Genomic DNA, 19,825 nt, shown 5'->3' with positions numbered 1-19,825 from the left:
ATTTACACACCGACTTCTTTAAATGTACCTTCATCACCAAAGAGCTTGTTTTTTAAGTGTGCCATGTTATTGCTTACCTTCTTCTGTGTCACCTTCGCATAAATCTGCGTGGTCCGGATGGACTTATGACCCAACAACTGGCTCACCGTTTCAATCGGCACATCCTGCTCCAGCGTTATCGTGGTGGCGAAAGTATGCCGGGCCGTGTGGGAGGTCAGGTATTTATTGATCCCGCAAATAATGGCGATTTCCTTTAGAAAGGCATTAAACTTCTGGTTGGTACTCACCGGGAACAAGGTTCCTTTCGCCCGGCAAACCGGGTCGTCCTTATACCGCTCAATGATCTGCAAGGCGATGGGAAGGAGGGGAACATTCTCTCGGCTCTGCGTCTTTTCCCGGGCTTTGGAGATCCATTTCTCCCCGTCGATTCCGATCACGACATGCCCCGGCGTCAGTTGGGCCACGTCCGCATAAGCGAAGCCGGTGAAACAACAAAACAGGTAAATATCCCGAACCTCCGCAAGCCGGGGATGCAATTCCTTCCGGTAGAGCGCCACCACCTCGTCCATAGTCAGGCGTTCTCGCTCGGGTTCTTCATAGGTACATTTAAAGTTGCCCAGCGGATTATTGGGGAGCCATCCCTGCTCTACGGCCATTTTTAAGACCTGTTTCAGTACTTTAACGTGCTTCATTGCCGTATTTGAGGAAATCCCGTCCACCGTAGTTAAATAATGCTCAAAATCGGGCGCTAGTGAAAATGAAACTTCTTTCAGTGGCTTATCCGTGACTTTATACCGCCATTTAATGAAAGTTTCAACTTTCTTGCGCGTCACTTCGTGATGTTTGAGCGTGTCGGCGGATTTAGTGCCAGCCTTCACCTTATCGGCAAACCGCTTATTGTGAAAGAGGAACGCCTCGCAAAGGGATTTACCCGTTTCCGCGATGCCCTGGTACGCATTGCGGACAGCCTGCACACTCACCGGTTGACCTGTGGAAACTAAAAGGCTGTAATGCCGCTGAATATCACCTTTCATGGCGGTTAGTTGCCGGTTGATGGAGGCCGCTTCCTCGGAGGCTCCTTTCACTTTGTGCCCGGCCTGATCCCATAGTAGGGGATCAATGTACTGATAGGTGGAGATTTCCGTCCGTTTGCCATCTACACATATGCGGAGGTAGATCGCGGGCTTGCCTTTCTTCGAACGGCTACGGTTCAGCCAGCATAACATTGAAAAACGCAGATGTCCTTTCTTCATGCAATTCAGTTTTTTTGTTAACCGATATTGATTTAAACAAACTCGTCCTTACATCTTTGATCTTCGGAAACGCATTACAGGTAAGCCTTTCAGCGTTGCGAGGTTAGCGAATATATGTAACTCGTCGCTAACCGCAATGCTCTTTTTTTCGATAGAAAAACGCGGGAAAGTTGGGGTATTTTGGAGTAAACCAAAAACAAAAAACCCGCGTAAATGCAGTATTTACGCGGGTTCCTTAATTCTATTTGCTCTTGCTTGAGCTTCCTCTGTGATCCCGCTGGGACTCGAACCCAGGGCCCATACATTAAAAGTGTATTGCTCTACCAACTGAGCTACAGGATCATCCCCGTTTCGTTTGGGATTGCAAAGATAGGAATTAATTTATTCGCTCCAAATTTTCACATGAAAAAATTTTACGCAACTCTCTCATCCTCACTTACGGCGCACGTTAAAGCTCGTAATTTCCTGAATTAGTTGCGCACGCCCTTTCTCCGGACGATCCAGGAAAACATGATGCGAACCCTCCGGCAATGTGACGAACTGCTTTCGCGGACTGTTCACCAACCGCAATTGCAACGCCAGCAGATCTTCCTGCCGGCTCCAGTTGTCATACTTGCCACGAATGTAGAGCACCGGCACCCGCACGTCTTTCGCGTGCCACTGCCCGCGGCCCTGCGCCGTATAAAACGCCTCCGCGCGGTAGCCCCCCGGAACAGCCAGGATACTATCAGGATAAAAACCCACCGCCGTCTTGCCATACAACTCCGCCAGCGCCGGATCGCGCCAAAGCGCCTTGTTGCTGTCGGGGATGCTGCGGTCCCAGCTGTCGGTGAGCTGCGTGCGCGTGGCCCGGCGCAATACGTGAGTGGAAGCGTAGTTGAATTGTGTGGTATCGAAAGGGGAGCGGAAATATTCGGTAAACGACCAGGGCGCTTTTTCATTGTATAAACTATTCAGCATAATCAATGCCGACACACGGTTCGGGTAAATGCAGGAGTAATATCCCATCCACTGACCACCCGTTGCCCAACCGAAAAGCGTCACCTGCTTCACGCCGAGGCGCTCGCGGATGAAATCGATCACAGCATTGATATCATTGGAGACTTCGGCCGACGAGCCCGTGATGGTCCACCGGCGCAGCGTGTCGTAATCCGGCCGGGTGGAAGTTTCCCAGCCGCGCGCGTCCATGATGAACACATGCTGGCCTTCCTTCGCCAAATCTTCGGCCAGCGATCCGCCCGCCACGGGAAGATCAAACGAAGCCACCGCACCAGAACCTCCGCCGTGCAACATCAGCACCGGCGGCTTGCGGCTGCGCTTCTTCACGGTGATCTCCCTGACGAAGATCTTCACGCCCGGGTCGCTGTCTATCATAAAATCCTCGCGGTGAACCGTCTGGCCCTGCGCCAGCGCGGAAACGAACAAGGGTGTTACGAGCAAGGTTTTCCACATATTGTTTTCTGAGGTTCCGGTGCAAAAATAGCATAATTTGCGCGTATGACGGACACGTATATCCGCCGTGCCACCGAAACCGACCTCCCGGCACTGACAGCACTCGAATATCAAACCTTCTCCGACGCCTTCCGCATCCAATATCCACCGGAAGATTTCGAAGCATTTCTCCGCGATCACAAAAGCCCTGAAGCCGTACGCAAAGCCTTCCGGCAGGAGGGAAGCGAGTACTACGTCGCCGCAGCCGGTGAACAACTCACCGGTTTCGTGCAGCTCAACTTCAACAAACAACCCGATAACGGCACCTTGCTCCCGGAACCCGTCATGGAAATCGAAAAAATATACGTACTCCAGACCACCCAAAGCCGCGGCACCGGCAAAGCCCTCATCCATTACGCCCTCCAGCTTGCCCGCCAGCGCCACGTGCGCACCGTATGGCTCGGCGTCTGGAAACACAACCCGCGCGCCAGGGCCCTCTACGAAAGAGAAGGCTTCTCGGTCTTCGGTGAACACGCATTCATTATAGGCTCCCGCCGCGACCGCGACCTCCTCATGGCCAAAGTCCTCACCGGCAACAGTTAAAAAAACACCATCATCCGGTAAAAACATCCAACCCCATTCCCGCATTTTATCCGAAATTGCCTTTGTGCAATCGTTTGCATTAAAATGAATTCCATGAGAAAAACACTCCTCCTGATGGCGGCGCTCCTCGGCGCGCAAAACCTTTCCGCCCAACAAACCGATAAAGACGCCCGCATGCAATGGTGGCGCGAAGCCCGCTTCGGCATGTTCATTCATTGGGGCGTATATGCCGTGCCCGCCGGCACCTACAATGGTTTTCCCATGAACCGCGGCGGCGGCGAATGGATCATGAACAGGAGCAAAATCCCCGTTGCCGAATACCAGGCCTATGCGCAACAATTCAATCCCACCCGCTACGACGCGGAACAATGGGTGAAAATGGCGAAAGACGCGGGGATGAAATACATCGTCATCACCGCCAAGCACCACGATGGCTTCGCCCTATTCGATTCCAAAGCCAGCGAATGGGACATCGCCGACGCCACGCCCTACAAAAAAGACCTCCTCAAACCCCTCGCCGAAGCCTGCCGCAAACATGGCATCAAACTCGGATTCTATTACAGCCAGGCCCAGGACTGGAACAATCCCGGCGGATCCGCCGCCCGCAAAGAAATGCACGAAGGATGGCCCAATCCCGACAGCAACCGCGTAAACGCCTACACGAAAGCCCATAGCGGCCACTGGGACCCCGCGCAGGAAACCCAATCGTTCCAGCAATATATCGATTCCGTGGCCGTGCCCCAGGTCCGCGAACTGCTCGCCAACTACGGCGACGTGGCAGTGCTCTGGTGGGACACACCCACCAATATGACCGACGAAGCCGCCCGCAAACTCCAGGACGCCCTCACCGCTCAACCCAACATCATCACCAACGACCGCCTCAAACGCCCCAACTTTCCCGGCGATTACAAAACACCGGAACAAAAAATCCCCAACCTCAGCGACCTCGACGGCACCGACTGGGAAACCTGCATGACGATGAACGGCACCTGGGGCTACAAAAGCTACGACCACAAGTGGAAATCCGTGGAAACGTTGGTTCGCAACCTGGTAGACATCGCGTCGAAAGGAGGGAATTATCTCCTCAACATCGGCCCCATGGCGGATGGAACTTTCCCGGAAGCGAGCGTCGAGCGGCTGATAGGAATAGGGGCGTGGATGAAAGTAAATGGTGAAGCGGTCTACGGCACCAAAGGCAACCCTTTGCCGGTGCAAAAATGGGGAAGGATCACACAGAAACACAATGGTAAAAACACCACGCTCTATCTGTCGGTTTTTGAATGGCCCGCGGATGGAAAGCTGCAGGTAGACGGCCTCACCGCCAAAATATCCAAAGCCAGCCTCCTCGGCGGCAAAGGCAAAGTGACCGCAACAAGCCATGGCCCAGGAGCTGTCTTGACCGTTCCCGCGAAAGGTACGAACGACATTGCATCCGTAATCAAACTGGAAGTGGAAGGAAAATTATAAAATTCACAAAGACAGAAGGGCCGGAAGCGGGGATGATTTCCCTGCCTCCGGCCCTTTCTGTTATATAGATGGGGTTATTTCAGTACCCAGCGCTCATAGTTGATCTGCCCTGCCGCGCTGCCGGTTTTATACACCTTGAACTCACGCTGATCGGTTGACTGGAGTTTGGTGTAGAGCATGTTAAACGTGGGCAGCGCAATTCGCAGATACCCGTCTGTACTCACATCCCAGGTGCCCCAGTTGGAGTTACTGGGCGGATTGCTGACGTGACAGGCATAGCCGATAACGGGCACACTGTAGTCGCGGCTAAAAGTTACATCATCGGATTGAGGGCTCTTGATATACCAATACACTACATCATTGTATGTGATCGTGCCCAGCCCGCCCGTGCATTCGCTGCTGTTGGCCTTGAACATCCTTTGCGCTTCCTCCGCGGAGTACATGCTGGTGGGGTAGAGGTAACCATTTTCCCGCGCCCAGGTAGTGCCGGCCATCATCTTCTCCCATGGATTGCCGGAAGTAGCCTTGAACAGCACCGGGCTTCCCGCGACGGGCGTCCCGTCCTTTTTCGTCACCACCGCTTCCACCTCCTGTAGCTCAGACTCACCGAGGGTCCAGCTCATTTGCGCAACACCATCCGCCCCGGTCATAGTTTCGGAAGCCGACAGCGTACCGCCGCCCAGCTTCACCCGCCACACCACTTTAACATCTTGCAAAGGCTGCCCACGAATATCCAGCACCTTTACTTTAAGCGGGGCTGGTAACTGTTTCCCCTTCTCGCCGAGCTGGTTGTTACCAGCAACAAGCGACATAGTGTGTGGCACCAGCTTCGGGCTGTAAAGCGCAGCAACGGTGAGGTGGTTGGAAATACCCAGGAACGGTTGACCAAATACGAAATCCACGGTAAACTCAGTGTCTGTAGTGAGCGTGGAGCTGCTGGCTTTCACGATCAGCTTCCCGTCCTTTACCGTTTTGGTAATCGTGATGGCGGGATTGGATATGTTTGCGAGCGTCACGTCTTCCGCTTTTACCGCCAAAGAAGATGCAATCCCCGTGGCGGGAATACCAAAATCCAATGGGGGAATATTCGGGGTACGGACGAGCCAGTTTTTCAGGTTATTGACTTTCGTGATGGTAGCATTGATGCTGTTGGTGAGGCGCTGCAGTTCAGTTAAGAACTTGTTGATCACGGGACTTTTTGAATCCATAGCCAGGGATACGTGCAGCGCCACTACATTCATTTCGTAGGAAATATCCATCTCGAATACCATGCGCTCTTCTTTTTCGGCCGATGCATCTTCGCTTTGGCGGCCGGCTTCCCTGTTGCCGGAATAGGAAGATCCCTGTTGAACGCTTTCCACGCTTTTGGTATCCTTCGAATATAGCGTCAGCAGGCGCTTGCAGGCTAAAGCCTGTTTGAAGCAATAAAGCGACGTACCGATCACCGCCGCGCCCGCCACCTGGGTGACGCCAGTAGGCGCCGCCATCATGGTTGCCCCCAACACCAGGTTCGTACCCGATAAAGTGTACAATCCGATGCATTGGATCATCACTTCCCGGTATTCCTTGTCTGAAGAAATAGAAGTCGGCGCCTTGAAATCGTCGAGCTTGCTGGCGCCGGGAGCTTGCCGGAGGTTAACGGCGGGAGGGGACTGCAGCATCGATTGCTCGAACATGAATGCCACCTGGGCTTTCTCGGCAGCGGTCAGTTTTTGATAACCGGCCACGAAGTTGTCGCGAATGGCGGCAACGGAAGATGCATATCCATCGGGCAGCGTGATATCCGCGGCAATTTCATTCATGATGGCCACCATCCGGTCCTTCACGGCATCGGGAGCACTTACGGGCGTGTAGGACGCTATTTTAAAACTGGCCGGCGTTTTGACCTCCAGTGCGCTGAAATCGATTTTCACATCGCCACTGGGGAGGTAGGGGAGGATGAATACGGCGGCGCTGTCTTCCACCTTTGCGATTACAGTTTTCTGGCCGCCTGCGGTAATTTCTCCCGATTCCGCAACGAGGGGAAAATTGAATTTCGCTTTAATGATGTGGCCGGGGAGCCCCGTTTGCACATCCAGCGTGACCGTTCTGGGGTTTCCTTTTCGCCGCCCGGATCCGGATCGTTCTCCTTCTTGCACGAAAATGCAAGCAGCGACAGGAAGGCCAGCGAAAAGAGGAGGGATGGTTTGGACATGATTTCAGATTATACTATTAATCAATATAAATTCAGATAACATAGCTATCGCCTTCAAATTCAACTGCAATGCTATCAAAGATGATGGGAAGCAGCAATACCCAGAATTAAGTACTTAACGGCTTCTCCTGCACCGATTGCTGAACTAATGAAGGGATCGATGCGCCCCGCCTGATACGCGCAAACCGTAAGCCCGAATGTGCGGGATATGTACACGGTGGGTGCGCCCGTTTCTGCCGGATCGCATTATCAGCTGGCGGATGATATCCTGCGAGAATATTTTTTCCGCAAGCCTTTGTTTTATCCGCTAATTTGAATTTACTTTGTAATGCAAAGTGAAACAAAAGGGAGGCAACTCCCTTTATTCCGGCACCTATACTTTGAATCACAAAGTACTTTTCACCATGGAAAACAAAAGATCCCTCAAACAACGACTCCTCGACCACCGGTACCTGACTTACATTTCAGCATTGCTATTCAGCCTGTTACTTTATTGCTTCGGTAACCTCATCGACACACCCCGGGGAGACACGCTCTTTACCTTATTCGTCGTCCACGCCGGCCTTGCCATCCTTTGTTTGATCTGCTACATGACCATGGAACGGAAAAAGCCCTATAGCAAGGACATCAAAACTGTCCTATGGCTCCTCTGGCTCGTCAGCTGCTACGCCCTCAACCGCGAGATCCCCGTCTTCGATGAAAGCACCACCTGGCAAGCGGTTTTGCTCGTCATTTCCGGTGCCACACTGCTCACGTTCCGGTATGCGGATCTCTTGCCGGGCTGGGGCCGCGCTTTGCTGGGCATTTCCGCCGGCGTGGCGACCCTGTTGTTCGCCTACCTTGCAATTTGCTGCATCCCGCTGTTTCCTTTTGCAGCCGTCGGTATCATTCTGCTCGGCCTGGGCTTCCACGCTTTTGTGCCCGCCTTTCTCGTTTACCACACCATCTCCGCCATACGAAACCTGCAACTCGGAAAGCCCGCCCTCACCGGGGCGGCGCTTTCCCTGCTCATCGTCGCCGCGTTTTGTATCCGCTACGCGATGATCGTACAGGACATCAATCAAGCCTATAACCGCAAAATGATCGAAGGATCGGATGAATTACCCGCCTGGGTCGAAACCGCCAATCAGCTCCGGCCGGGCTTCGTGAACGATCGCGTCCTGAAAACGGGGCTCGTGTTCACCACTTCCGAAGTTTTACAAAACCTCTTCGATTTCGATATGCCCAACCGGAATTTCGACGCCCGGAATTTTCACGATCCCCTCGTCACCATCGCCCACCTCTTCAGCCCCGCGCTGCGCCCCGACCATGCCGACCGCATCAAAATCCTGGAGGCCCTGTACGACAGCCGCCACGAAGCCCAGGAGCGCCTCTGGTCGGGCGATAAGCTGTCGACCACCTACGTTCACACCTGCATCAGGCTATGGCCGGAACAACACCTGGCCTACACCGAAAAATCCATCACCGTATACAATGCCGCGCGATGGGGCGCCGCCGAAGGCATCTACTCCTTCGAACTTCCCGAAGGCGGCGTGGTTACATCTCTTTCGTTATGGATAAACGGGAAAGAAGAAAAGGCCATCCTCACCACGAAGGAAAAAGCCGACACCGCCTACAAAACCATTGTAGGCGTGGAGCAGCGCGACCCTTCGCTGGTGCGCTGGCAGGAAGGCAATACCGTTTCCCTACGGGTTTTCCCGGTAAACAGCATGGATTCGAGGGTGTTCAAGATCGGCGTTACCGCGCCGCTGAAGGTGGAAGGCGGCAAGATGATCTACTACAACATCGCCTTCAGGGGCCCCGTTTTCCGCCGCGCCACCGAATATACCAGCATCACCAACGAAGGCGATCAGCTCCCGGCCGTCAAACCCGCAGGCTTCGCCCGCAACGGTACGCTACTCGAAAGGGAAGGGGCCTACCGGCCAAACTGGCAACTGGAAATGCCCCTGGTGCCCCTCCGGCCCCAAACCTTCGCATTCAACGGAAACGCGTACACGATACAGGCGTATGAACCGGAGCGGTCCTCCGTTTCCACTTCTGCCATCTATCTCGACATCAACCATTCCTGGACACGCGCTGATATGCGGACGATCTTCGGGATGGCGGGCAACATTCCCATAAAAACATTCGCCGGCGACAAATTCGTTTCACTCACCAAAGAGAACTTCCGTGAACACGTGGAACCGCTGCTGGATAATCGTTTCAGCTTATTCCCTTTCCACCGCATCCCTGACCCTGCGGGCGCGCTGGTGATCACGAAGAACACCACGGTTTCCCCGGCGCTGACGGACCTGGAAGGCAGCGTTTTCAGGCTGAAACTGGCGGAAAGGCTCGCCGATCCCGCGTTCCCCAAAATCCGCCTGTACGATCTCGGCACCCGGCTTTCTCCGTACCTGGCCAGCCTCAAAGCGGCGCGGGCCTTTCGGTACGAACAAGGCAACGTCACGCAACTGCGGGAACTGCTGAACAAGGGCCTCTTCGCCGAAGATCCCGAAACACCGGATAAAGTGGTCATCGACGAAGCGAAAGCGGCGATCGTCCGCCGGGCAGACAGTTCCGCCACCGGCACCGCGCCCGACCATCTCATGCGCCTTTTCGCCTACAACCACATCCTCCAGCAAACCGGCAAAGGCCTGATAACGGGCAGCCAGGGGCAGGAGCACCTGGTAGCCGCCGCCAAAGAGGCCTACGTGGTGTCGCCCATCAGCAGCCTGGTGGTGCTCGAAACGCAGCAGGATTATGACCGCTTCGGTATCCACGACGAAGGCAACAGCCTGAAAAACGCTTCGCTCAACGGTAACGGCGCAGTGCCGGAACCCCATGAATGGGCGCTCATTGTCCTTGCTATTGTATCCCTGTACATATACCTTAACCGCCGCAGATGGACCGTCTCCAACGCATAGTTCCCGCCTTGATATGGACGGCCCTTTACGCCGGCATCGCGCTGTTTGCCCTGGATGATTATATGGAGTGGGGCTCCAACGGGTTTATCCTCGGAGCGGCGACGGTGCCGGTCGTACTGCGGGCGGATGCGGGCAACAAACGCAACCTGCGTTACTTTTACGCCGCACTGGCCTGCTGCCTGCTGGCCTGGATGGTACCAGCCAAAACGCTGCTCTTCGCCACGCTCGTGCTGGCATTATGCTTCCTGGCCGAAAGCTGCTTCGGCAAAATCAACGCGCTGCCCGTGATGGCGCTCATGCTCATGGCCCCCATCTTCCAGTACGTTACCAACATATTTACCTTTCCTATCCGCCTGCACCTGACCCGCTTTGCCGGCGCCATCCTGCGCCTGGCAGGGCGGGAGGTAACCACCGAAGGCAATGCAATGCACCTCAACGGCGCGGAATTCTCTGTAGACCCTGCCTGCATGGGCCTCAGCATGATGGTGACGGCCATCCTCTGCGGGATCGCGGCGGTTGGCATCGCGCAGAAGAAAACCGGCAAAACCCTGCCGCTATGGGCGCTCCTCGGCTGGCTGGGTTTCATTCTCTGCCTCAATACCGGCTCCAACCTCTTCCGCATCGTGCTGCTCGTGCAGTTCCATATCCTGCCCGGAGATATCATGCACGACGTGGTAGGACTCCTCTGCCTGGGGCTCTATGTGCTCACCCCCATATTCTATCTCACACCACGCCTGGTCAACCGTTTCGGCAAAACACCCGGAGTACGCGCCGAAACCGCGCAGCACCCGCGATACATCGTGCTGCAGGCGCACCTGTCGCTCGCCGCCTGCATCTTTTTGCTGGCATACAAAGTAAACCTTCCGAAAACAGTAGAAACCGCCACAACTCCCGTGGTGCCGGGGTTTACAGCTACCGCGATGAAAGACGGTGTCCTGAAACTGGAGCGCGACGGCGCTTTGTGGTATGTGAAGAAAATCAAAGACGGCTATTACACCGATCACCATCCTACCATCTGCTGGCAGGGGAGCGGGTTTGCTTTCCGGAAAGTGAAAGAGGAACAGATCGCCGGGATCCCGCTGTTTACCGGCGTGCTGGAGAAAGGGAAGGAGCGGCTGTACACGGCCTGGTGGTACGACTGCGGATCGGTGCAAACGGTTTCCCAGTTCGAGTGGCGTTGGAACGCCCTTGCCAAACGCCAACGCTTTTCACTTGTAAACGTGACGGCATCCAGCAGGGAAGCCCTCATCGCGGAGATCCGCCGGGCGCGGCAGAATGGCGCCATCCGGCTGGCGATGGGTTTGGAATGATGTATCAGGAGGCGCGGGCCGCGGGGTCCTGCCTGAAGATTTCGCTGAGCAGGCGGTATAATTCGGGGTGATGGGTTTGCATGCTGTCGGGCTTCTCGAAGAAATACTCCGCCGTCACCGCCAGGAACTCGCTCTGGTTCATAGCCGCATAAGGGTTGATCTCGCTATGCCCGGATTCGATCTTGCGGATTTCTTCGTGCATCACCTGCAGCCACGGCAGGCTGGTAATATTGTGCAGCAAGGATTGCGGGAGACCGTCCACGTACCCGTCCGTTTTATCTACCAGGTGCACAAACTCATGGATCGCGGTATTGCTCTGCCCGGCGTGTTCGGAGAAACCCGCGCGCAGGGCGCTGCGGGAAAGCAGCATCTGCCCGTTCATATGCCCGCTGCCAACCATCCCGAGGATATTGCGCCGGTCGCCCTCGAACTGGTAATGCTCGTCGAACGTATCCGGGTAAAGAATGATGTTGGTGAGATTGCGGTATTTCCAGCCGGGGAAGCTGAAGATGGGAATAACGGCGCTCGCCGCGATGAGGATCCTGTCCAGATCCTCTACCTCCGTACCCACGCCCTCGATGGTCACATGCCCGAGGAAAGCCTCCACCTCGCTGGAAAAGCGCTCTTTTTCGGGCGGCGTGAGCTGCTGGTAATAACGGACATGCGCTTCGAGCATGCCGGCTGTTCCGGCGGGAACGGCGCCGGGGGCCGATTTCCTCGGCCGGTAGAACCACCAGAAAAGAAATGCGATCACCACCACGGGGATCAATACGGGCAACACTTGTGCAAATTCCAAATTAAATGCCATCGGCAACAATTTACGAAGGAAAATTGTTTTAAAATGCAAACAATCAACAGACCCGTACATGCCCCGCTGGTTAAGAATCACCCTCATCACCGCCGGCAGCCTCGTGTTGCTGGTAGTCGTACTCTGGCTCGTGCTGGCCCTCGTTATCCGTAGCCGCAAGGCCGATATCCTCGCCGAAATCACCCGCCAGCTCAGCGAGCGCCTTAACGGCGACCTCGTTATCCGCGACATGGAACCCTCCCTCGTGCGCAGCTTCCCCCAGATTTCCGTTACGCTCAAAGACGTATCCCTGAAAGATAGCCTCTACGACCGGCATCACCATGCACTGCTCGATCTGAAGGAAGTCTACGTCAAAGTACACACGTTCGCCCTCATCCGCCGCAGCGTTTCCATCCGGGAAGTCAGCATCGAGCACGGAGAAGTTTACTTGTATACCGACAGCCTCGGCTATTCCAACGGATATCTCCTCAAAGGGAAAGACAGGAAAAAAGACTCCACAGCCGCCAAACCCTCACCCGTCATCAGTGCGTTTTCCTTCAAAGACGTACGCATCACACTGGAAAACCAGCAGAAATGGAAACATTTCCAGTTCGACGTGAAACAGCTCGAAGGCCGCATGCAGGAAAACGACTCAGGATGGCAGGCCCGCATCCATCCCGAAATCCTTATCGCCGACATGCAGTTCAACACCACCAAGGGCAGCTACGCAAAAGGCAAAACGCTCTCAGGCCCCATGGACCTAAAGTTCATCGCCGCCGATAAAAAGCTTCGCATCCCGCAGCAAATGATCCGGTTCGACCAGCAGCCCGTCCAGCTCGCAGGCGAGTTCATTTTTTCCGAAACCCCGCCGGCCTTCCACCTGCAGATCAACGCCGATAATATCCCCTTCAAATTCGCCACCACGTTGGTGACACCCAATATCACCGCCAAACTTTCACCCATCGATTTCGCGCAGCCGCTGAATGTGGCCGCCGACATCCGCGGGCATATGAAGTTCCGGGATACGCCGTACGTCCGTGTTACCTGGCAGGTACGCGATAACCGGCTGACGGGCGCCAACCTCGCGCTGGAGAAAGTCAACTTCGACGGCGCTTTCCTCAACGAAGTATTCCCCGGCCAGGGCCACAACGACGCCAATTCACGGCTGAGCGTGTACCGCTTTTCCGCGGAATACGACAGCATTCCCGTCACCGCCGACACCATCCGCATCCTCAACCTGCAAAAACCCTTGCTCACCGGGCGCTTCCGGTCGAAATTTCCGCTGGTGCGGCTCACGCATGCATTGGATCATCACCTTTTTCATTTCAATGCGGGGCAGGCGGAAGTGGACCTTCAATACGCCGGCTCCTGGGACGCGAAGGATACGCTGGCCGGTTCTCTGGAAGGATTCGTGCAAATCAAAGACGGCGCCTTCACTTACGTGCCGCGCAACCTGGCCGTCTCCGACTGCAATGCACGGCTAGACTTCACCCAGGGCCACCTTTATCTCCGGGATATCCGTGTGCAATCGGGCGCCAGCAAAGTTGAAATGGACGGCAGCATCCTCAACATCCTCAACCTGTATTTCTCCGCTCCGGAAAAAATCGTACTGAACTGGAACGTCCGCAGCCCGATGATCAATCTCAACGAATTCCAGTCTTTATTCGGCCGCCGCGCCAAGGATAAATCCCACGCCCAGACAAGGCAAAACCGCCATATGCGCGCGCGTTTTTCCCGCCAGCTCGACACCATGCTTGAACTGTCCAGCGTTCACATGAAAGTGGCGCTCGATAAGGTACGCTACCGGAAATTCAACGCCAGCAACGTGAAAGCGGATGTGCAGATGGGGCAGGATGGCGTCCGGTTCAATAACGTGGGACTGAACGCAGTGGGCGGGCAAATGCAGCTGAGCGGCGCCATCATCCAGCAGCCAAAAGGCGACCGCTTCAACGTAGACGCGGATATCCGGCAGGTACAGGTAGACCAGCTCTTCCACGCGTTCGAGAATTTCGGGCAGGACGGCATCACGGCCAAAAATCTCCGCGGCGTATTTTCCGCGAAGGTAAAAGTGACAGGGGGAGTGAAGGAAGATATCAGCATCCAGCCCAAATCCATCAACGGCAGCGTCAGCTTCAACCTGAACAAAGGAGCCCTCCTGAATTTCGAACCGCTGGTAAACGTGGGAAAATTCGTTTTCCGGAAACGGGACATGTCCAACATCACTTTCGAAAACATCCGCAATACGCTGGACATCCGCGGCAACAAGATTTACATCCATCCCATGCTGATCGCTTCCAGCGTGCTGAACATCGAAGTGGAAGGGACGTACGGCATTCCCAAAGGGACCGATATCAAGCTGAAAGTACCGCTGCGCAATCCGAAGAAAGATGAACTGGTGACCGACGCCGAGGAGTTGCGCAAACGCAGAAAAAGCGGCATCGTCGTGAACCTCCACGCCGTGGACGGCGACGACGGCAAGGTGAAATTCAAGCTCGGGAAAGGCGACTGACCCCGGAATGAGGAAATTCAGCCCCGGCGACAGGCAATTTCCACCTGAGGGGAGGAAGGAACCGTTTTTGCAGGATTATGTTTTTAATCAACGTGTTAAAAACTACTGTCATGGAAAAACAATCGCTGCAAGACAAAAAAGTAGCCGTATTGGTTGCGAACGGGTTTGAAGAATCAGAATTTACCGAGCCCGTAGCCGCGCTGAAAAACGCCGGCGCACAGGTGACCGTCGTTTCCCTCGAACCGGGCAAAGTAAAAGCCTGGGCCGAAAAAGACTGGGGCGGCGAATATGAAGTGAATGAAACGGTAGACCGCGCTTCGTCCGAAAACTACGACGCGCTGGTGCTGCCGGGCGGACAAATGAACCCCGATTTCCTGCGCGCCAACGAAGAAGCGGTGCGTTTCGTGAAAGGGTTCATGGAAGAAGCCAAGCCCATCGCCGCCATTTGCCACGGCCCCTGGACGCTCATCGAAGCCGGCGCCGTGCGGGGCAGGAAAATGACATCCTACCATTCCATCAAAACCGACCTCATCAATGCCGGCGCCGATTGGGTAGACCAGGAAGTAGTGACCGACAACGGCCTGGTAACCAGCCGCAGTCCGAAAGACCTGCCTGCCTTCTGCGCCAAAATGGTGGAAGAAATCGCCGAAGGCCAGCACCTGTCCAGGAACAGGGGTGTACATCAGCTGGGATAGAATTTAATCAGCCCGGAAATTAAACACTGCGCTAAGAGCTTTGTTATATTAGACAGTTAGAATCCCATTTACTCAGCATATGAATCAAAACAACAACCGTCCCCGCGCGGGCATGCTCTACGAACAATCCACTGTTATCAACGTATCCAAAACCGGCAGGATCATTTCCTCGGCTGCGGGCGCATCGCTGGTGTACCTGGCGATCGCGGGCATGAAGGAATCGCCCTTTAAGAACATCGGCCGTCTCCTGGTAGGCGGTTACCTGCTATACAGGGGGCTTTCGGGCAACTGCCCGATCACGGCGGCCATCGACGACGAGCAGCGCCCGCGGCACGCACGCGCTGTCAACATCCGGACGTCCATGATCGTGAAACGGCCCAGGGGCGAAGTATATGCGTACTGGCGGCAGCTGAATAACCTGCCGAACTTCATGGCACACCTGCACGACGTGGAAGTGGTGGATTCGAAACATTCGCACTGGACCATCAAGCTCGCGGGCAATGTAACACTGGAATGGGACGCAGAGATCACGGAAGACAAGCCCGGTGAGGAACTGGCCTGGCGCTCCACCGAAGGGGCGGCCATCGCCAATGCGGGCAAGGTGCGTTTCCGGGATGCGGAAGGGGAGGCAACGGAAATTCTCGTCACGTTTACCTACCGGCCGCCGGCGGGGTTCATGGGCGCAGGGCTCGCCCGGTTGATGAACCCAGCGTTCGCGCAACTGGTAAGGCACGACATCAATCGTTTCAAACAGCATCTGGAAGCGTTTCCCAAAGCGGATAACACCGCGCATGGCTGAAACGCGGGGCAGATCTCCGGATCACTAACCCATAAAGAAAAATGGCTGTTCCCTTCACTGGAAACAGCCATTTTCGTGTAATCCGTACATCCTGTATGCTATGGCTTAGAGGTGCGGAAAGTATCCGGCCGCGGCGTGTTGGATGTATCTTCACGCTCTTTGCGGTCTTTCTTCTTCTTTTTCTTAGGAGTAGTGTCGCCCGGCTCCATGGGAACCGTATCGGTCCAATGAACCGAAGGCGTCGAACCGGCAGGTGCGGAAAGTCCGGCCTGACTGCTCCAGGCTTGGCTCATCGCAACCACCACGAAGGCGATAATGAGACTCAGGGGAGTGATCGTCGATTTCATGTGATTCACGTTTAATGGTTATCAAATTGATATGGTTACTTAATAGATTTTATACGTGCGGACAACATCTTCCCACTGATCTTCAATATCGTCGTACTGTTCCTCATCATTGTTCGGATCTTCTTTTAACCGGTCAGGATCGCTCACCAGGTCGTTGTTGTATGCTACTGCCTCGGGGTCTTCGGGCCATCTTTCCTGTTCGCCCCCGGGCGTAAAGTCGGTGTTGAGGGGATTATTCCGGGCAGGTGTCCGTTTGTCCTGCCAATTGCTGAGCTTTTGCATGATGAAACGGTTTTAAGATGAACATTTTCAATAAAAACGGGCAATAACCGGTCCACCCGTACCAGGCACCAACAGCAGGAAAAGGTAGGGCAGGTACGGTACAGAGTGGGTAATCGGCTCTACTGGCGGGGAATCAGGGTAATAGTTGTTTTTGCCGGAGCGCGTCCAGCAGCCGTAGAATCAGCTGGTGGCGGGATTTGTTGAAGGATACATCGGTCCGGTTGGAGATCCAGAGCGTTACCAGCAATTTAAGATTGGTGCCTTCGATGTTTTCAAACCAGACTTCCGGCGCTTTCCGAACGGTACCGGTTTTTAACTGATTGACTACGCCCATGGCTGTTTTCACGATATCATCGAGCACGGGCGCGGGGTCCTTGTTGAAAGGAATGAGCAGGCGCAGTTCTATTTTTCTTTCTGTTGTGAGGGAATGGTTGATGATGGGTTTCTGGAAGATGTCTTTATTGGGGATAATGAGATGTTGCCCGTCGGAGGTACGCATGGTGGTGGAGCGGAACTGGATGTTCTCCACGGTGCCGGTGAAACCATTGGTTTCGATGACGTGCCCGGTGTCGAAAGGTTTGCGGAATGTGATATAAATGCCGGAAATAAAGTTGGACGTTAGATCCTGGAAAGCGAAACCCAGGGCCAGCCCCAGGATGCCGGCGCCCGCCAGGAGCGAGGATACGGCTTTATCCAGCTTCAATACTTCCAGCGCGGAAAATAATCCGATGGCGAAGACGATGAAATAGGCCACACCGGCGAACAGGTTGCTGATGGCCTTTTTATCGGAAATGCGGCAGGAAAGCTTGTACACGAACTTTTTCACCAGCCGCGCCAGGAAGTAAAAAACCAGGAAAATAACAATCGCTAATGCGAGATTGGGGAGCATTTTGATGGTTGCCTGTCCCCAGCGGTTGAGTTTTTCGTAGATAAGGTAAGTCCATTCCATACCCCTGAAAAGCAAATTCTGCACCACAGCAAAAAAACCTGCTCCCGGGAAGGAAGCAGGTTCGCCCTTGATTCCCGGCGTCACCAGCCGGGAAGTATTTTTCAGGTATTAAAAACGGCCTACGACGCCGAGTTTGATCCAGGTTACATCGTATCCCAGTTCGGAATATACGCCGAAGCCGGGGGTGAAGAAATAACGGGCGCCGGCGATGAAGCCTACATGCACGTCATTGTCTTTGATATTAGTTCGGCCTTCGCCGTAGTCCGCCGTGCCGGTGTACTTCGTTTTGGAAAGGCGCGCGCCGAGCTGGAGGGCGCCGTACAGGTCGAGATTTTCGACTTTGATGATCTCGGAACTGAGGTGATAGGCGCCGCGCAGGGCGATCACCATGTTGCTGTACTTCCATTTGCCCAGGGTTTCCACGTCTTCATAATCCAGAAACGTGCTTTCCCATTTCACACTGCGGTACGAAGCGGTGATCCCGGCCCCGAAGGTACCCGGACCAACTTTGAACGGCAACATGCGCTCGTAGGTGAAATTCAGGGTGGGCATGCCCTTGGCGCCCGAAGCATAATCGAGGGTGTTGCCGAATCCGATGCCGGCCTGCACATAGTTCTGCTGATCCTGTGCCGCAGCGGAGCCGAAAAGGCCGCTCACGAGGAGGAATGCTGATAAAATTTTCTTCATGTTTGAAAAGATGGTTTTGAGATGACGTTTTTGGGATTATGGCTGCAAAAATATCCCGGCCGGCGTCAAAATATCTCAGTATTGCTACCGGGTTTTCAAAATGAGTATTTCCCGCAATACCCGTAGCGCTACGCAGATACACTGCGTTTGATGCAGTATATTTGCCGTATGTACGCGATAGTAGACATCGAAACCACCGGCGGGCACGCCAGCGCGGGGAAGATCACCGAGGTAGCCATTTTCCTGCACGACGGCATGCAGATCACCGGGAAATACGAAACACTGGTGAACCCTGGCATCCCCATCCCCAGGTATATCCAGGCGCTGACGGGCATCACCGACGAAATGGTGGCCGACGCTCCCCTGTTTGAAGACATCGCCGAAAACGTCTTCAACCTCCTCCACGGCCAGATCTTTATCGCGCACAACGTTAATTTCGACTATTCCTTCCTCCGCCACGAGCTCGACTACTGCGGCTATAAGCTCCAGTCGAAGAAACTGTGCACCGTGCGCCTGAGCCGCAAAGTTTTCCCCGGCTTCCCATCCTATAGCCTGGGCAACCTCTGCCGTCAACTGAATATAGGCATTGTGAACCGCCACCGCGCTTCCGGAGACGCCAGCGCCACCGTCCGCCTCTTTGAACTGATGCTCGCGGCTGATAAACAGGGCGCCATTTCCCAGGCGCTCAATGCCCGGTCCAAAGACAAATGGCTGCCGCTGCACCTGCCGCAGGAATATGTCGACGACCTGCCGTCGACTCCCGGGGTGTATTATTTCCATAACGAAAAAGGGAAAGTGGTATACGTAGGCAAAGCCCGGAACATCCGCAAACGCGTGACGAGCCATTTCACGGGCAACAGCGCCGGCCGCCAGCGGCAGGAATTCCTCCGCAACATCCATAGCATAACATTCGAGAAAACCGGCACGGAACTGATGGCATTCATCCTTGAATCCATCGAGATCCGCCGCCTGTGGCCGCAATACAACAATGCGCAAAAGCGCGTGGAATCCAAATTCGGTTTTTATACGTTCGAAGACCAGCAGGGATACTTGCGCCTGGCCATCGAAAAGCGAAGAAAATACACCACGCCGGTGTTCGCCTTCAACCTCCTGGCCGAAGGCCATAACCTATTGCGCCAGCTGATCCGGGAATTCAAGCTGTGCCCGAAGCTCTGCTTCCTGCAAACGAGCCCCGATCCCTGTGCCGGCATGGCCGAAAAAACCTGCAAAGGCGCCTGCGAGAAAAAGGAAAAACCGGCGAAATACAACCAACGCGTCCTGGAAGCGATCGGGCATCTTCAATCCGCCCAACCTTCCTTCCTCATCCTCGACGCCGGGCGGCAAGCCACCGAGCAAAGCTGCATCCTCATGGAAAAAGGGAAATTCTACGGCATGGGATACGTTCCCCGCGATGTAGCCGTGTCCGATACCGCCATGCTAAAAGACCTGCTGACGCAATATCCGGAAAACGAGTTCATCCTCAACCTTTTACGCACTTATGCCAACAATAATGCAGGCAGATTGGTACAGGTGCCCGCCTAAATTGACCAAAACGGCACATCCTATTGTTATTTTACGACATAGTACGGTTGTAGTACGGTATCTGTAC

16 protein-coding genes and 1 tRNA gene are annotated in these 19,825 nt (G+C 54.7%); 8 read left to right on the top strand and 9 right to left on the bottom strand.

What is annotated here, in order from left to right; translation table 11 throughout:
* Positions 1-2: 2 nt before the first annotated feature.
* The 3 genes from WJU16_RS25140 to WJU16_RS25130 all read right to left on the bottom strand — a co-directional run bounded on the left by WJU16_RS25140 (position 3) and on the right by WJU16_RS25130 (position 2,705).
* Positions 3-1,253, bottom strand: coding sequence for a site-specific integrase (locus WJU16_RS25140; RefSeq protein WP_341836107.1), 1,251 nt, complete (start codon positions 1,251-1,253; stop codon positions 3-5).
* Between the two features lie 269 nt (positions 1,254-1,522).
* Positions 1,523-1,595, bottom strand: a tRNA-Lys gene (locus tag WJU16_RS25135).
* 90 nt (positions 1,596-1,685) lie between these two features.
* Complete coding sequence (locus WJU16_RS25130) at positions 1,686-2,705, bottom strand: alpha/beta hydrolase (RefSeq protein ID WP_341836106.1); 1,020 nt, start codon at positions 2,703-2,705, stop codon at positions 1,686-1,688.
* 45 nt (positions 2,706-2,750) lie between these two features.
* Here WJU16_RS25130 and WJU16_RS25125 point away from each other — a divergent pair, with 45 nt between their 5' ends.
* Entirely contained in the window at positions 2,751-3,287 is a 537-nt protein-coding gene (locus tag WJU16_RS25125; RefSeq protein ID WP_341836105.1) for a GNAT family N-acetyltransferase, read from the top strand.
* Between the two features lie 93 nt (positions 3,288-3,380).
* Complete coding sequence (locus WJU16_RS25120; protein ID WP_341836104.1) at positions 3,381-4,754, top strand: alpha-L-fucosidase; 1,374 nt, start codon at positions 3,381-3,383, stop codon at positions 4,752-4,754.
* Between the two features lie 74 nt (positions 4,755-4,828).
* Here the strand turns inward: WJU16_RS25120 and WJU16_RS25115 are convergent, their stop codons facing one another.
* Positions 4,829-6,892: an Ig-like domain-containing protein gene (locus WJU16_RS25115; RefSeq protein WP_341836103.1), complete on the bottom strand. Its 2,064-nt coding sequence runs from the start codon at positions 6,890-6,892 to the stop codon at positions 4,829-4,831.
* A 460-nt stretch (positions 6,893-7,352) separates the two neighbouring features.
* Between WJU16_RS25115 and WJU16_RS25110 the strand changes: the two genes are divergently transcribed.
* Both WJU16_RS25110 and xrtN read left to right on the top strand, forming a co-directional pair.
* On the top strand, positions 7,353-9,851 hold the full coding sequence (locus tag WJU16_RS25110) for an XrtN system VIT domain-containing protein (RefSeq protein WP_341836102.1): 2,499 nt from the start codon (positions 7,353-7,355) through the stop codon (positions 9,849-9,851).
* Complete coding sequence (xrtN, locus tag WJU16_RS25105; RefSeq protein ID WP_341836101.1) at positions 9,830-11,161, top strand: exosortase N; 1,332 nt, start codon at positions 9,830-9,832, stop codon at positions 11,159-11,161. Before WJU16_RS25110 ends, xrtN begins: the two co-directional genes overlap by 22 nt.
* A 4-nt stretch (positions 11,162-11,165) precedes the next feature.
* Here the strand turns inward: xrtN and WJU16_RS25100 are convergent, their stop codons facing one another.
* Positions 11,166-11,969 carry a M90 family metallopeptidase gene (locus WJU16_RS25100; RefSeq protein ID WP_341836100.1) on the bottom strand — a complete coding sequence of 268 codons (804 nt, stop codon included), beginning with the start codon at positions 11,967-11,969 and terminating at the stop codon, positions 11,166-11,168.
* 58 nt (positions 11,970-12,027) lie between these two features.
* Between WJU16_RS25100 and WJU16_RS25095 the strand changes: the two genes are divergently transcribed.
* The 3 genes from WJU16_RS25095 (at position 12,028) to WJU16_RS25085 (ending at position 15,951) form a co-directional block, all read left to right on the top strand.
* A complete protein-coding gene (locus WJU16_RS25095; RefSeq protein WP_341836099.1) occupies positions 12,028-14,457 on the top strand; it encodes an AsmA-like C-terminal region-containing protein in 2,430 nt (809 codons plus the stop codon).
* A gap of 110 nt (positions 14,458-14,567) precedes the next feature.
* Positions 14,568-15,152 carry a type 1 glutamine amidotransferase domain-containing protein gene (locus WJU16_RS25090; RefSeq protein WP_341836098.1) on the top strand — a complete coding sequence of 195 codons (585 nt, stop codon included), beginning with the start codon at positions 14,568-14,570 and terminating at the stop codon, positions 15,150-15,152.
* A gap of 79 nt (positions 15,153-15,231) precedes the next feature.
* Entirely contained in the window at positions 15,232-15,951 is a 720-nt protein-coding gene (locus WJU16_RS25085) for an SRPBCC family protein (protein ID WP_341836097.1), read from the top strand.
* Between the two features lie 98 nt (positions 15,952-16,049).
* Here the strand turns inward: WJU16_RS25085 and WJU16_RS25080 are convergent, their stop codons facing one another.
* The 4 genes from WJU16_RS25080 to WJU16_RS25065 form a co-directional block, all read right to left on the bottom strand.
* Positions 16,050-16,298 (bottom strand): hypothetical protein, encoded by a 249-nt coding sequence (locus WJU16_RS25080; protein WP_341836096.1) that lies wholly within the window; start codon positions 16,296-16,298, stop codon positions 16,050-16,052.
* Positions 16,299-16,337: 39 nt separating this feature from the next.
* A complete protein-coding gene (locus tag WJU16_RS25075) occupies positions 16,338-16,580 on the bottom strand; it encodes a hypothetical protein (protein WP_341836095.1) in 243 nt (80 codons plus the stop codon).
* A 133-nt stretch (positions 16,581-16,713) separates the two neighbouring features.
* Positions 16,714-17,529 (bottom strand): mechanosensitive ion channel domain-containing protein, encoded by an 816-nt coding sequence (locus WJU16_RS25070; protein WP_341836094.1) that lies wholly within the window; start codon positions 17,527-17,529, stop codon positions 16,714-16,716.
* A gap of 108 nt (positions 17,530-17,637) precedes the next feature.
* Positions 17,638-18,216 carry an outer membrane beta-barrel protein gene (locus tag WJU16_RS25065; protein WP_341836093.1) on the bottom strand — a complete coding sequence of 193 codons (579 nt, stop codon included), beginning with the start codon at positions 18,214-18,216 and terminating at the stop codon, positions 17,638-17,640.
* 168 nt (positions 18,217-18,384) lie between these two features.
* On the opposite strand from WJU16_RS25065, the gene WJU16_RS25060 reads away from it, so the two are divergent.
* Complete coding sequence (locus WJU16_RS25060; RefSeq protein ID WP_341836092.1) at positions 18,385-19,758, top strand: exonuclease domain-containing protein; 1,374 nt, start codon at positions 18,385-18,387, stop codon at positions 19,756-19,758.
* The last annotated feature ends 67 nt before the right edge of the window (positions 19,759-19,825 follow it).

Origin of the sequence: Chitinophaga pollutisoli, assembly GCF_038396755.1 — a bacterium.
In the GTDB taxonomy this organism is placed as follows: domain Bacteria; phylum Bacteroidota; class Bacteroidia; order Chitinophagales; family Chitinophagaceae; genus Chitinophaga; species Chitinophaga pollutisoli.
Note: the sequence above shows the minus strand (reverse complement) of the source record. Positions and strands in the feature narration are given on the sequence as shown.

Bases quoted from the DNA above. Each gene is read 5' to 3' on its own strand.
- WJU16_RS25140 (WP_341836107.1), bottom strand. From the start codon at position 1,253: ATGAAGAAAGGACATCTGCGTTTTTCAATGTTATGCTGGCTGAACCGT.
- WJU16_RS25130 (WP_341836106.1), bottom strand. From the start codon at position 2,705: ATGTGGAAAACCTTGCTCGTAACACCCTTGTTCGTTTCCGCGCTGGCG.
- WJU16_RS25125 (WP_341836105.1), top strand. From the start codon at position 2,751: ATGACGGACACGTATATCCGCCGTGCCACCGAAACCGACCTCCCGGCA.
- WJU16_RS25120 (WP_341836104.1), top strand. From the start codon at position 3,381: ATGAGAAAAACACTCCTCCTGATGGCGGCGCTCCTCGGCGCGCAAAAC.
- WJU16_RS25110 (WP_341836102.1), top strand. From the start codon at position 7,353: ATGGAAAACAAAAGATCCCTCAAACAACGACTCCTCGACCACCGGTAC.
- xrtN (WP_341836101.1), top strand. From the start codon at position 9,830: ATGGACCGTCTCCAACGCATAGTTCCCGCCTTGATATGGACGGCCCTT.
- WJU16_RS25100 (WP_341836100.1), bottom strand. From the start codon at position 11,969: ATGGCATTTAATTTGGAATTTGCACAAGTGTTGCCCGTATTGATCCCC.
- WJU16_RS25095 (WP_341836099.1), top strand. From the start codon at position 12,028: ATGCCCCGCTGGTTAAGAATCACCCTCATCACCGCCGGCAGCCTCGTG.
- WJU16_RS25090 (WP_341836098.1), top strand. From the start codon at position 14,568: ATGGAAAAACAATCGCTGCAAGACAAAAAAGTAGCCGTATTGGTTGCG.
- WJU16_RS25085 (WP_341836097.1), top strand. From the start codon at position 15,232: ATGAATCAAAACAACAACCGTCCCCGCGCGGGCATGCTCTACGAACAA.
- WJU16_RS25080 (WP_341836096.1), bottom strand. From the start codon at position 16,298: ATGAAATCGACGATCACTCCCCTGAGTCTCATTATCGCCTTCGTGGTG.
- WJU16_RS25075 (WP_341836095.1), bottom strand. From the start codon at position 16,580: ATGCAAAAGCTCAGCAATTGGCAGGACAAACGGACACCTGCCCGGAAT.
- WJU16_RS25070 (WP_341836094.1), bottom strand. From the start codon at position 17,529: ATGGAATGGACTTACCTTATCTACGAAAAACTCAACCGCTGGGGACAG.
- WJU16_RS25065 (WP_341836093.1), bottom strand. From the start codon at position 18,216: ATGAAGAAAATTTTATCAGCATTCCTCCTCGTGAGCGGCCTTTTCGGC.
- WJU16_RS25060 (WP_341836092.1), top strand. From the start codon at position 18,385: ATGTACGCGATAGTAGACATCGAAACCACCGGCGGGCACGCCAGCGCG.